Here is an 11,417-nt window from a genome sequence, read left to right as displayed (position 1 = left end):
GTTCATATCGCGCCTTTCGGAGGTGGCGGTCAGAGGGTGTCTTCGTGGCCGAACAGCACCGAGCTCACCAGCGGCGCCATCGGGCCGCCGATGAACAGGGACGTCTTGGCACCGGTCACCGGATTGGTCGAGGTCCCCCGGATCTGACGGACTGCTTCGACCGCCAGGTTCAGGCCGTTGACGAACGAGTCGGCGAGGTTGCCGCCACTGGTGTTGACCGGCAACTTGCCGCTGGGCGCTGTGAGGTTGTCCACCGTCATGAACGTGCCCGCCGCTTCACCGGGCGGGCACAGCCCGTGATCGATCAGTGCCGCAACGGCAGGGCCACTGAAGTTTTCGTAGACCTGCACGACGTCCACGTCGTCCGGTCCGAGGCCCGCCGCGGACCACAGTCGCGCGGCCACACCGGGTTTGCCGTTGTTGGCGGGACCGAATCCGGCGGTCGAGTACTGCTCGCCGAGGTCGTTGTCGATCAGTTCCGAGAACCCGCCCGGTGCTCCCTGTGCGCCTGCCACCACGTATACCGGGTCGGGGCGCAGCGTCTTGGCGCGTTCGGCCGAAACGAGGATCAACGCGACCGCGCCGTCGCTTTCGCGGGAGCAGTCGAACAGGTGGAACGGTTCGGCGATCAGCCGGGAGTTCTCGTAGGCGTTCTCGTCGAGCGGACGGCCGTAACCCTGCGCGGTCGGGTTGTTCTGTGCGTGCTGGTAGGCGGCGAGAACCAGTGAGCGCATGGCCGTCCGGGGCACGCCACCGTGCTCGAGCATCCGCTGCGTGCGCATCGCGCAGATCTGTGCCGGTGAGCCGACACCGTGGGCGAGAAAGTGGCTGCCGTAGTGGTATTTCGCGTATCCGAGCCGACCGGTGTCGGCCTGCGACATGGCGCGGTAGACGACGACGCAGTCGGCCTGGCCGGTGGCGATCGCGGCGGCGCCGTTGGTGATCGCGCCCGCGACGCTGCCGCCTCCGCCACCCCACATCATGTTGGACCAGCGCAATTCGTCGATCATCAGGGCCCCGCCGAGGATCGCGCCGTCGTTGGCTCCTCCGGCGTAGGAGACGAATCCGTCGATCTCGCGGGGGTCGACGCCGGCGTCGGCGCATGCCGTGAGGATGACTTCGAGCAGCATCCGCTTCTCGCCGTGCGGGGCTTCGCCGCGCCGGTAGTGCTGTTCGGCGACCCCGACGACCGCCGCAGCACCGCGCATTCCTGCCCCGCTCATCCTCGTTCTCCTTCCGAGCCGGCACGTGTGCGCCGCCAGCGCAGCAAGGGCCACGTCGCGCCCTCGTCGTGTTCGATGGTTCCCCTCACCTCGTCGCCGATACGCGGATCACCGTCGAGGTCGTCGACGAGGATGCCCAGAACGCGGCGTCCACCGGCGTGCGGGAGTTCGACGAGCACGGTCACGTAGGGCAGCCGGCTTGCGTATTCGTCCATGTACGGGTACCAGCTGCGATGCCAGCTGTAGACGGTGCCGACCGGTTCGACAGTCTCCCAACCGAGGTCGAAGCTGTGGCAGTTGCCGCAGATGGTCTGCGGACCCCAGATCCAGGTGCGGCATCCGGTGCAGCGCTGCAGGCGCAGCTCACCTTCGACTAGGCCGTCCCAGTGGGATCGGTCGAGTCCGTCGGGCGCGGGTCCCCACGGTTCGAGCGCGGGTTCGGTCGAGGTCATGCGGTCGCGTCCGTTCCGGCGGGGAAGTTCTCGAGCTTCGCGGCGAGCCAACGTCCGTCGTGGAGTTCCCAGATGGAGCGGAGCCCGATCGACCGGTCACCTATGTCATAGACGGCTTCGCCCACCATGAGGTCGCCCTCGGCGCGGACGTCCTTGATCTCGAAGCCCTTCGCGGGTCCGCGGGGGGTCTCGACTCCGTCGAAGACCTGCGGAAGGTTCTCGGGGACCATGTCGCCGAGCGCGGCCTTCAGGTTTCCGCTGACTACGTAGCCCACGTGTTGTTCGTACAAGGCTCGAAAGTCTTCGACCGACATGGGATCTCCTCGATTCACGGACACGAACCGGCGCGTCCGACAGATAAATTAACCTTATGGTCTTAGATAAATTGCGTCAACATCACGCGAAGCGGAACAGGCCGTCCGACGCGATGGCAACCCGTTGTCCTGCGACGTCGTCCTTCGCGAGACGCGCCAGATCCTCGTCGCCGGTGGTGACCGCGAGTGTCCTCTCCCCCGTTGCCGTGCGTGCCGCGAGGAACCCGCGCTCCGGGTCGCCACCGCGTCCGTAGACCACCGTCCACGATTCGGCCGTCGCACTACCCTCGTACGAGACCAGAGCCCGGGTCGTCGGCTCGGCAGCCACCTCGGCCTGCACGTCCAGACGCCGGAATCCACCGGCGGGCGGCTCGGTGCTGTACACGCCCATGGCGTGCTTGGTGAGATAGCCGCTGTTGGCGGTCACCAACCCGTATGCCCCCGAACACTCCCGCAGCCGGGTCACCATGGTCGCGATCGAATGGCTCACGTAGTTGTTCCACGGGCCACCGCCGAACGTAAGCCCCCCGGTCACGGTGAGCGGGCGGCGCGGATCATCCAGTGCGAACCCGAGTTCGTTGGCCGCGACCTGCACTGCCGAGGGGAAACACGAATACACATCGACGTACGCGACGTCGTCGAGTCCGATGCCCGCGAGCTCGAGAGCTCTCGCCCCCGCGATCCGGATCGCCGGCGAGCCGTCGAGCGCCCCACGTTCCGCGATCGCGTACGTATCGTGCGATTCGGTGCCGGACTGCGGAAAAACCCAGTTCTCCCGTGGAATGCCCAGCCGGGTCGCGGTCTCGACCGAACACATCAGCAACGCCGCGGCCTGATCGACCATGTTGTTCGAGTTGAGCAGCTTTGGATAAGGGGTGGAGATCATCCGGTTGTCGGGCGACGGTGTCGCGATTTCGGCTGCGGTGTATTCGCGCTGCACCCATGCGTTCGAATTCGTCGCCGCGATCTTGCTGAACCGTGACCACAGCCCGCCGATGAACTCCCGATGCTCGCCCTGCGAACGCCCTGCCGAGATCCGTAGTGCCTGCTCGAACAGCGGATACACGTACGAGGGCCGGTCCAGACCGATCCGTCGTTCGCTCTCGGCGGCCATCGGCACGTCGGTCACCATGATCTCGGCCTCGGGCACCGACTCGTCCTGCACGGTCCACTCGGGCCGTATCTTCTGTGCGCGCAACTTGGTGCGGGTCCGCCATGATTCGGCGCCGCCGATGAGTACGACGTCGGCGCGGCCGGCGGCGATGTCCTCGGCGGCGCCGTTGACGAGCACTTGCGGCGTGCTGCCACCGTTCCCGGAGTAGCCGGTATGCCGCACGGTCGCGCCGATCCGTTCCCCTACGAGCACACCGGGGTCGCGGTAGCGCCACGACAGCAGACCGACCACGCGGACCGAATCGACAAGCTCGAGCAGCCTCGACGACCCGGCCTGGGCGGCAGCCTCGCGGGCGGCGCGCACCAGCAGATCGACAGGCTCCACGCCGCCGTCACGTTCGCTGATCTGGCCTCCACCGATCAGGATCGGAGTTTTCGGATCGAGGCTCACCACTGCATCGCTCCCAGGATGCACTTCGGGTGCGCCGGCGTCGGCCGCCCGATGTCCGCCACCGCGTCGGGCCGGATCGGTTTCGTGTCGCGCATGCAGTTCTCCCCGGGTACGAAAATTCGACAGGCGTCAGACTAATGACTTTAGATAAAAAGCTCAAGGAGCGAGCGCTGTCACGGGGCTTTGGCGGACGCGGCTGGATCTGGCGAACGTAATCTTCGACTACATCAAGATCTTCTTCGGGCCGTCAGAGTCGGCATTCGCAGTCGACTACGTCCAACCGATCGAGTACGAACTTCGCTTCGAGAAACCATCCGTTCCGACTTGATCGTCACGTCGCCCTGGGATAGCGAAAGTTGGGGCATGTCAACGAGTAAACCGAAGTGGGGCATTCCCGGCGGATAGTCCGCTGCTGCTGTCAGATCAGATGCGAGGACCGCTTGGGCCAGATCGACGTCTGATCCTTCCCTGGGTGCATGCGTTCTGGAATATCGACCGCGGGTAACCGGTTGGAAGGGTTCGACGGTGTCGCGCATATACCCCGGTACCAACATCAGAACCGTCGCCGCGATCGACCACTTGCCGAGAGGCGTTATCGCGGCGACGTCACCCGGAACTGGGTCAGACCTGCACTGCGCAGCGTTCCCGGAGAGATGTCACATTCGGCGGTCGCAACACATCACTGCGCGCCATACACAGCGCCCCGAGTCCACCGAACGAGGTCGAGCCCAGATGCACCGTAGCCACGGCCGCGGACATTGAGGCGGTGTGGCCAGGCAGATGGCAGCGGCGCATGCCGGAACGTGTCATCACCGAGGTACAAGCTCGCGCTGCGAACTGCGGAGGCATGCCACATCTGTGTCGATGACGCCACGGTCACCTCCGTATCCCGCCACCCTGACCGCGTACCCCGTCATCGACGCGTTTGCCGCAGCGGGACTACCCGCAACCGACCCTCAGGATCGAACTGTCACCGCGGATGCGCGGATCTGAAATGCACTCAGCGTGATTGCAGTCGACGAGGTCTCCGTTTACCTGTTCTCGGATGTCACGCGGCGCCCCGGACTACGTGACGGCGCCGGCGATCTTCAGCTCGATGAGCTGGTCGTCGTCGAGTCCGAGTTCGCGCAGAATATCGTCGGTGTGTTCGGCGAACAGTGGCGCGCGGGTCATTTCGACGGGTGCCTTGTCGAACTTGACCGGGTTGGCCACCAACTTCTGCGCGCGTCCGTCGGCGTCGACGACGTCGACGATTCGGCCGTTGGCGAGGAGAGCCTCGTCGTTTCCGATGTCCCAGGCATCCTGAACCGGCGCCCATTGGCCGGTCATATCCTTGAATGTGTTCGTCCAGTCGTCCAACGTGCGGCCTGCGATCGTGCGGGCGATCTCGGCGGTGACCACGTCCTTGGCGTCGGTGATCTTGGCCATGGTGTCGAAACGGGGATCGCCGACCAGGTCGTCGCGGCCGAGAACGCGGAAGAACTCGTCCCAGTACTTCGTGGGCTGGAGCATCGAGAACTGAATCCACCGGCCGTCAGAGGTGCGGTAGTGCCCGGTCAGCGGGTTCCCGGGTGCGGCGGTGGTGCGTTTCGTTTTGGGCAGAGGTCCACCGGTCATCAGTGCGAGGTTCACACTGAACTGGGTGGCCCACGCGCCGACGGCAAGGAGTGACACGTCGACCTCGGAGGTCTGTCCTGTTCGCTCTCGTCCGAAGAGAGCCGCGGCGATGCCTCCGGCGATCGTCATGCCGCCGATGTTGTCACCGTAGGCACCGGCAGGCATGAAGCTGACGGCGTCGGCGTCAGCGGGCGTCGTGCCGTCTGCACTGCCGCCCCGAGCCCAGAATGCAGTCGCGTCGTAGGCGCCGGTGTCGGTGTCGGGGCCCTCGCTCCCGAAACCGCTGCCGGCGACGTAGATGATGTCGGGGTTGATCTTTCGAATGTCCTCGACCGTCAATCCGAGCTTGCGGCGGACACCGGGCAGGTAGTTGGTCAGGAACACGTCACTTCGTTTGACGAGTTCCTCGAAGACCGGGCGCGCCTCCGGCTTGTCGAGCGCGATACCGATACTCCGTTTGCTGCGGTTGGGTCCGTCCATGATCGGCGCGAATGAGGATCCGGCCTTGCCGGCCTCGAGTCCGAGTACGCGCACGAGTCCACGTTGAGCATCGCCGGTCTCGGCGTGCTCGACCTTGATGATGTCGGCACCCCAGTCGGCAAGGACTGCGCCGGCGGCGGGGACGAAGGTGAACTGGGCGACCTCGAGGATCCGGACGCCTTCCATCGGACGATGCATGCTGTTTTCCTTGCTCGGTGGTTCGGATGGGTGACTGAAGCTGCGAGGTTCTCGGTTACGGGTTGCGGAGCAGGATCGCACCGGCGGGGACGCCGCCTCCGGCAGTCACCACGGCGACACCCGCGTCGCTGACCTGTCGGCCGTGCGCTTGCCCACGCAACTGCAGGACGGCCTCCCGGAAGAAGCCGTAGCCGTGTGTCCGACCAGCCGACAACTGCCCGCCGTGCGGGTTCAGCGGCAACTTGCCGTCTCGCGCGATGCCTCGGCCCTCGTCGATGAACTCTCGGGCTCCACCGAATTCACAGAATCCGAGGCCTTCGAGCCAAGACAACGCGTTGAAGGTGAAGCCGTCGTAGAGCAAGGCGAGATCTACGTCGTCGGGCCGCAGGTCGGTACGGGACCACAGATGCGCCGAAGGCCCCAAGGACTGCGGCAAGTGCGTCAGGGTTCCTTGATCCCAGGACAGCGATTCCATGATCTGTGTACCGACGGCCTCGACGAGCACCGGCGGGTTCGGCCTGTCCGCAGCGGTCTCGACGGCGGACACGATGATTGCGACCGCGCCGTCGACCGGCACATCGCAGTCGTAGATGCCGAAGGGAGTCGACACCATTCGTGCGGAAAGATAGTCGTCCATCGTGATCGGGTCGCGGTAGACGGCTTCCGGGTTCAAGCCTGCGTTGGTGCGAGCGTTGAGCGCGATCCAGCCCAGGGTTTCCCGGTCACCTCCGTACCGATGGAAATAGTGCGATGCCTGGCAGGCTATCCAGTTCGCGGCGGACATCGCCCGAAGGGTGCCCGTCCTTCCATCATGCCGGTGACCCGACCCTCGGTAGGGTGCCAACGTCCGTCGCGTTGCAGTGCCGCGTAGCTGGACTCCCATACGGTTCGGAAGCAGAGCACGTGCCGACACAGTCCGGAGGCGACTGCGAGCATGGCGGCGATGATCGACCCGTTCTGACCGGGTAGATCTCCACCGCCGTTCACCCACGTCGGCCGGATCTGAAGGATTTGTTCGACGGGCATGATCCCACCCTCGGTCATCCCGCCCACCGACGCCCCGGGGTAGGTGGACAGCCCGTCGATGTCGTCGAGCGACAATCCGGCGTCCTCGATCGCCTGCAGGCAGGCATCGACCGTCAGTGAGAGCGGATCGACCATCAACCGCCGACCCACCGCCGACTGGCCCACCCCGGTGATCGCGACCTTGTCCTCGAACTTCGTCGGCGATGCCATCGGTCGTAGGCGGCTGCGGTAGTCCTCCGGCTCGGGCAGGGCAGCAACTTCACCCGCGGCCGAAAGGTCCGGTTCGAACAGCGGGAGATAGACCTCGTCGGCCGACTTCTCGAAGAGCACGCGCACGCGCATACCCACATACACCTTGTCAGGCGCGCAACCGACGACGTTGGTGGTGAGCCGGACAGAGTCGTCCTCGTCGAGCGCAACGATCGCCACGACGTAGGGCGGCGCGAAGCCGGGCAACCATTGCTGGGTGTTGACCGTGCAGCCCACCACGACCGCCCGGCCGGACACCGGTGCCATCGTGATCTGACGGCCCCGGCACTGCGGGCACATCACCGACTGCGGATGCATGCGACGGCCGCATGCGTCGCACCGCGCGATTCGCAATACCCCATCTTCGCCCGACGACCAGAACGCGGCGCTGGCCAGGGTCGGCTGAGGTAGCGGGCGTCCGGTGCCCTCGGGTTCCACGATGGTTCTCCTCGAAAAGTAGGTTCCTATCGACGATCTGTGCGTCGATCAGCGCGATTGCTGCGCACGAAGTCGGTCGCGCGCGGCGATCATCGCAGCTAGACGACGCTCCATGTCGGCACGGCTCGCAACGGCGTCCACTGGTGATTCGCCACGATCGAGTTGTGCGAGACGAGCGCGTTCGGCGGCGATTTCGGCGTCGAGCAAGGACCCCGCGAGGTCCTTGGTGAGGAGGTCCTGGTCGACCCAGTCGTCCTCGGCAATCTGCTCTTCCATGTCACTCTTCCTCGGGGATCTCTTCGCGGTGTCGGTCGCGCCGGTAGTTACACGCGGGGAAAATTGAACAGGGCGCGGGCGTTCAGTTCGACCATCTTGTGCACGTCCTCGTCCGGGACGTTGATCATCATGTCGTGGACCACTTTTCGGCTGTTCGGCCAATTCGAGTCCGAGTGCGGGTAGTCGCCTTCCCACGTGATGTTGTCGATACCGACCTTGTGGCGGTTGTCGACACCGAACTGGTCGTCGATGAAGCAACCGAAGAGGTGCTTCGCGAAGAGTTCCGACGGGCGGACGGACTGGTTGATGTTCTGGTAGAAGCGGTGCTTTTCCCAGGTCTGGTCCATGCGTTCGAGCAGGTAGGGAACCCAACCGATCCCGCCTTCGGAGAGGGCGAACTTCAACCGGGGATGCTTGTGGAACACCGGCGAGAACACGAGGTCTGCGGTGGCATACATCGAGTTGCACCCGAAGAGCGCGATCATCACGGCCATCGGAGCTTCGGGGGCCGTGATCGGAGCCTTACCGGACGTGCCGAAGTGGATGCACAGCGGCTGGTTGGTCTCCTCCGCAGCCGTGAATACCGGGTCCCAGTGATCAGTATGAAAGGACGGCAGTCCGAGCGGCACGGGGTTCTCCACGAAGGAGATCGCCTTCGAACCCTTGGCCGCAGTTCGGTAGATCTCCTTGACGGACTCCTCCACCGACCACAACGGGAGAATCACCATCGGGATCAGTCGATCCGGTGCGGCGGCGCACCATTCGTCGAGAGCGTAGTCGTTCCATGCCTTCACACTGAGCAGGGCCAGTTCCCGGTCTTCGCCCTCGAGGAACACGGAGCCTGCGAACCGGGGGAAAGACGGGAACGACAGTGTGGCCTGCACGCCGTCGATGTCCATGTCCGCAACGCGCGCCTTGGGGTCGTAGCAGCCGGGGATCATGTCGGCGTAGCGGGTCGGCTCGACTCCGAATTCTTCCGGCTTCTTCCCGGCGACCGCGTTGAGTCCGATGTACGGGTAGATCCGACCTTCGTACTCCCACACCTGCGCCAGGCGGGTGCCGCTATCGAGTGCCCTGTTTCCGTCGCCGACGTGCAGCGCTCGCGGCAGTTCCTTCTCGACGATGCGCGGCCCCGCCTCGCGAAATTTCGACGGCAGGCGATCCGACCAGAGTTTCGGGTGCTCGATGAGGTGGTCGTCTGTCGAGATGAGTTGCATGTGATCTTGGAGCGGCATGGGAAGAATCCTCCTCGAAGGATGCGACAGTTCGGGCGGGTCCAACAGTTGCACTTATTTATCTATGTTGAATATAGCGCCCGGTGTTGCGTATGTCACTATCCAAATTCGCGGCCTCCGCCCCGGCCGCCGGTGCATCTCCCGCTTCGATGCCTACGCTCCACTACCCGCGCCGAGCCTGCCGAAAGTCCTTGATGGGCCATACATCCTGGTCCTCTCCGAACACGGTCTCGCCGTCGACGTCGAATTCGAGCAACGTGTTGACACAGACGCTGGTGGCGTTGGACAGGATGAAACGACTCCGAGCGGTCCCTGTGGCGGTGAACTCGGTACCGTGTTCGTCCACGACCGTGATGTCGAGAGCGTCGACCCATGCGTGTGACGGATCGCGGGTGACCTTTCGATGCCCGCTTGCGACAGGCCGCAGGTCGGCTCCCGTGCGCAGATAGCCGGAATGGATGTCGTCAGTGGTCGGGGTCGGTGACGAGTAGGTCAAGAGGCTGCAGCCAGGACTGGCGAGCCAGGTGTAGCCGACTCGGCGGTAGCCGCGCTCCGTTCTCGGCCCCCACGAACGGTCGCGCATGGCGAAGCAGTCGACATCGATTCGTTCACCGTCGAGCACCACGGTTCCGGTCACGTGGCCGGTCTGATCGTAATGCGACGCAGCCGGGTAGGGCGGGGCGCCCTGCCGCAGCGGAACCGGTTCCTCGAGTCCGCGGAAGGTCAGATCGACAGTGATCCGATCGCGGTCCTCGTAGTGCAGGTCATATACCATGCCCGGTTCCACGACCGAGACCGAGGAACCGGTAGGGCTGCGCACCGTCTTGTCGACGGTTTTGGGAAGTTTGAGCGCCGAAAAGTGTTCGTAAAACGGGATATCCCACGGATTCGTGGCGGTGTCGTCCCACATCCACAAGCCACCGGCCGTGACGCCGGCGTTCTGCCGGACGCTGGTGTAGATCCATGCGCCGATGTTGCGTTCGGGCACGAAAAACGAGAACCAGTAAGTCTCCGACTCGTAGAAATTGTCGGAGACGGCGTGGAGGTAGTCATCAGCGGCCGTGAAATGGAGGCCGAGTGAGGCCATGACGTGTCCTTTCGAGGAGCACCGGAGCAAGGCTGGATGGAAGAGTCGACATCACCTAGTAACTAGCTTACTTATTACTCTAGGTGATGAAACCATAACGATCCGCGACCGATCGCTGCCGAATGAGTACCCGACCTGACCTCCGCGGCATTCGACCGCCGCCTGCGCGGCCTCTCTGTTGGACGGCTGCGAGATGGCGGGGACACCCTCGGGGTTGATCAGCCCGATCTTGACCGGAGTGCTCTTGGCTCGGTTGTCGGGGAAGGCGCCTGCTGGCGCCTCGACGGATCCGCTTGCGGAGTCATGGGAATCGCTGCTGCAGGCTGCCGAGAGGGCGAGGGCGGGTACTAACACAAGCAGGCCGAGGCGGCCGCCCTTCCGCATGGTCAGGAGTGTTGCGACCAATACTCGAACCCGCCTGCCATACCGTGTTCAGTTTTCAGATGCCACCGACAGGAATCACCGCTTTTCGATATGATTCCGGAACCGCGCTACCCCGCAGGGCGCTGCGACTTCGGTTATACAGGGCGGGATTTCGGGGTATTGCGTCCTATCGGATGCACGACGTCGTTGTGGTCACCGGCTCGCGGGTGTGGCTTCGAGGATGGCCCTCAGGCGAGCGAGGTCCTTGTTGTTGGCTCGGCGCATGGCGCGGGCCATCACTGGTGCTGCAAGTCGCGAGAATCCTGACGGTTCACCGCGGTTGCGAAGCGTCATCCGGGTGTTCCCGTTCGATGCGTGGCTCCACTCGTAGGTGGTCTCCATCGGGAAGGGTCCTTCGGCCGTGCGCATAACGAAGCGCTCGTCCGGCACCAGTTCTACGACCTCATACGTATAGGTCAGACGCCGACCGAGAAACTGTGCAATGAAGACGATTCGGGAGCCAACTTTCGCCGGTCCAGGGGACTTCCACTGCACCTCTTTGATATTCGCGTACCACGCTGTCGCGTTGTCGGGGTTCGACGAATAATCCGCGACCTCGTGCCGCGGCCGCGCAATGGTGATCTCGGTCTCGACGTCTACTGATGCCATGCCATGACCTCCCTTTTCCGGGCCTGCTCGGCGAGCTGGTTGACGAAGTCCGCACTGGATGCGGTCCACGACTCGCAAACACCCGACTTTAGCTGCAAGTGGTGCTGAACCGTGAGGAGCCGACGATGACGGGGGCACCGTCGTCGCCGGCGTTCACTCTCACTTCAACGGAGGGAATGCGGGTGGACCCAGGTGTCGCGGCCCGTTGCCGAGAAGGGGTCGGTGT

The 11,417-nt window shown here is 64.4% G+C and carries 10 protein-coding genes and 1 pseudogene; 1 reads left to right on the top strand and 10 read right to left on the bottom strand.

Annotation, left to right across the window (positions count from 1 at the left end; genetic code table 11):
- Positions 1-29: 29 nt before the first annotated feature.
- From WAW17_RS31455 to WAW17_RS31440, 4 genes are all read right to left on the bottom strand, one after another.
- The gene (locus WAW17_RS31455) at positions 30-1,223 is read right to left on the bottom strand and encodes a thiolase C-terminal domain-containing protein (protein WP_422336747.1); all 1,194 of its coding nucleotides are present in this window, start codon (positions 1,221-1,223) and stop codon (positions 30-32) included.
- A complete protein-coding gene (locus WAW17_RS31450) occupies positions 1,220-1,675 on the bottom strand; it encodes a Zn-ribbon domain-containing OB-fold protein (RefSeq protein WP_422336746.1) in 456 nt (151 codons plus the stop codon). The genes WAW17_RS31455 and WAW17_RS31450 overlap by 4 nt, the downstream gene beginning before the upstream one ends.
- Entirely contained in the window at positions 1,672-1,989 is a 318-nt protein-coding gene (locus tag WAW17_RS31445; RefSeq protein WP_422336745.1) for a hypothetical protein, read from the bottom strand. The genes WAW17_RS31450 and WAW17_RS31445 overlap by 4 nt, the downstream gene beginning before the upstream one ends.
- 82 nt (positions 1,990-2,071) lie before the next feature.
- Positions 2,072-3,553 (bottom strand): acetyl-CoA acetyltransferase, encoded by a 1,482-nt coding sequence (locus WAW17_RS31440; RefSeq protein WP_422336744.1) that lies wholly within the window; start codon positions 3,551-3,553, stop codon positions 2,072-2,074.
- An 864-nt stretch (positions 3,554-4,417) separates the two neighbouring features.
- Between WAW17_RS31440 and WAW17_RS31435 the strand changes: the two genes are divergently transcribed.
- A complete protein-coding gene (locus tag WAW17_RS31435) occupies positions 4,418-4,546 on the top strand; it encodes a hypothetical protein (protein WP_422336743.1) in 129 nt (42 codons plus the stop codon).
- 72 nt (positions 4,547-4,618) lie between these two features.
- On the opposite strand, the gene WAW17_RS31430 is transcribed toward WAW17_RS31435, so the two are convergent.
- The 6 genes and pseudogenes from WAW17_RS31430 to WAW17_RS31405 form a co-directional block, all read right to left on the bottom strand.
- Positions 4,619-5,848, bottom strand: a complete 1,230-nt coding sequence (locus WAW17_RS31430; protein WP_422336742.1) for a CaiB/BaiF CoA transferase family protein — start codon at positions 5,846-5,848, stop codon at positions 4,619-4,621.
- 55 nt (positions 5,849-5,903) lie between these two features.
- Positions 5,904-7,561, bottom strand: a pseudogene (locus tag WAW17_RS31425) (thiolase C-terminal domain-containing protein).
- Positions 7,562-7,609: 48 nt separating this feature from the next.
- Complete coding sequence (locus WAW17_RS31420) at positions 7,610-7,837, bottom strand: hypothetical protein (RefSeq protein ID WP_422336741.1); 228 nt, start codon at positions 7,835-7,837, stop codon at positions 7,610-7,612.
- Positions 7,838-7,884: 47 nt separating this feature from the next.
- Positions 7,885-9,072, bottom strand: coding sequence for an amidohydrolase family protein (locus tag WAW17_RS31415; protein ID WP_422336740.1), 1,188 nt, complete (start codon positions 9,070-9,072; stop codon positions 7,885-7,887).
- A gap of 163 nt (positions 9,073-9,235) precedes the next feature.
- Positions 9,236-10,159, bottom strand: a complete 924-nt coding sequence (locus WAW17_RS31410; protein WP_422336739.1) for a DUF7065 domain-containing protein — start codon at positions 10,157-10,159, stop codon at positions 9,236-9,238.
- Positions 10,160-10,735: 576 nt separating this feature from the next.
- Positions 10,736-11,191 carry an SRPBCC family protein gene (locus tag WAW17_RS31405; RefSeq protein ID WP_422336738.1) on the bottom strand — a complete coding sequence of 152 codons (456 nt, stop codon included), beginning with the start codon at positions 11,189-11,191 and terminating at the stop codon, positions 10,736-10,738.
- Between the last annotated feature and the right edge of the window lie 226 nt (positions 11,192-11,417).

The sequence above is a fragment of the Rhodococcus sp. (in: high G+C Gram-positive bacteria) genome (assembly GCF_049286785.1).
Taxonomy (GTDB): domain Bacteria; phylum Actinomycetota; class Actinomycetes; order Mycobacteriales; family Mycobacteriaceae; genus Rhodococcus_F.
The sequence above is the reverse complement of the archived record's forward strand: the minus strand, read 5'-3'. Positions and strand labels throughout refer to the sequence as shown.

Bases quoted from the DNA above. Each gene is read 5' to 3' on its own strand.
- WAW17_RS31415 (WP_422336740.1), bottom strand. From the start codon at position 9,072: ATGCCGCTCCAAGATCACATGCAACTCATCTCGACAGACGACCACCTC.
- WAW17_RS31450 (WP_422336746.1), bottom strand. From the start codon at position 1,675: ATGACCTCGACCGAACCCGCGCTCGAACCGTGGGGACCCGCGCCCGAC.
- WAW17_RS31430 (WP_422336742.1), bottom strand. From the start codon at position 5,848: ATGCATCGTCCGATGGAAGGCGTCCGGATCCTCGAGGTCGCCCAGTTC.
- WAW17_RS31445 (WP_422336745.1), bottom strand. From the start codon at position 1,989: ATGTCGGTCGAAGACTTTCGAGCCTTGTACGAACAACACGTGGGCTAC.
- WAW17_RS31420 (WP_422336741.1), bottom strand. From the start codon at position 7,837: ATGGAAGAGCAGATTGCCGAGGACGACTGGGTCGACCAGGACCTCCTC.
- WAW17_RS31435 (WP_422336743.1), top strand. From the start codon at position 4,418: ATGACGCCACGGTCACCTCCGTATCCCGCCACCCTGACCGCGTACCCC.
- WAW17_RS31410 (WP_422336739.1), bottom strand. From the start codon at position 10,159: ATGGCCTCACTCGGCCTCCATTTCACGGCCGCTGATGACTACCTCCAC.
- WAW17_RS31455 (WP_422336747.1), bottom strand. From the start codon at position 1,223: ATGAGCGGGGCAGGAATGCGCGGTGCTGCGGCGGTCGTCGGGGTCGCC.
- WAW17_RS31405 (WP_422336738.1), bottom strand. From the start codon at position 11,191: ATGGCATCAGTAGACGTCGAGACCGAGATCACCATTGCGCGGCCGCGG.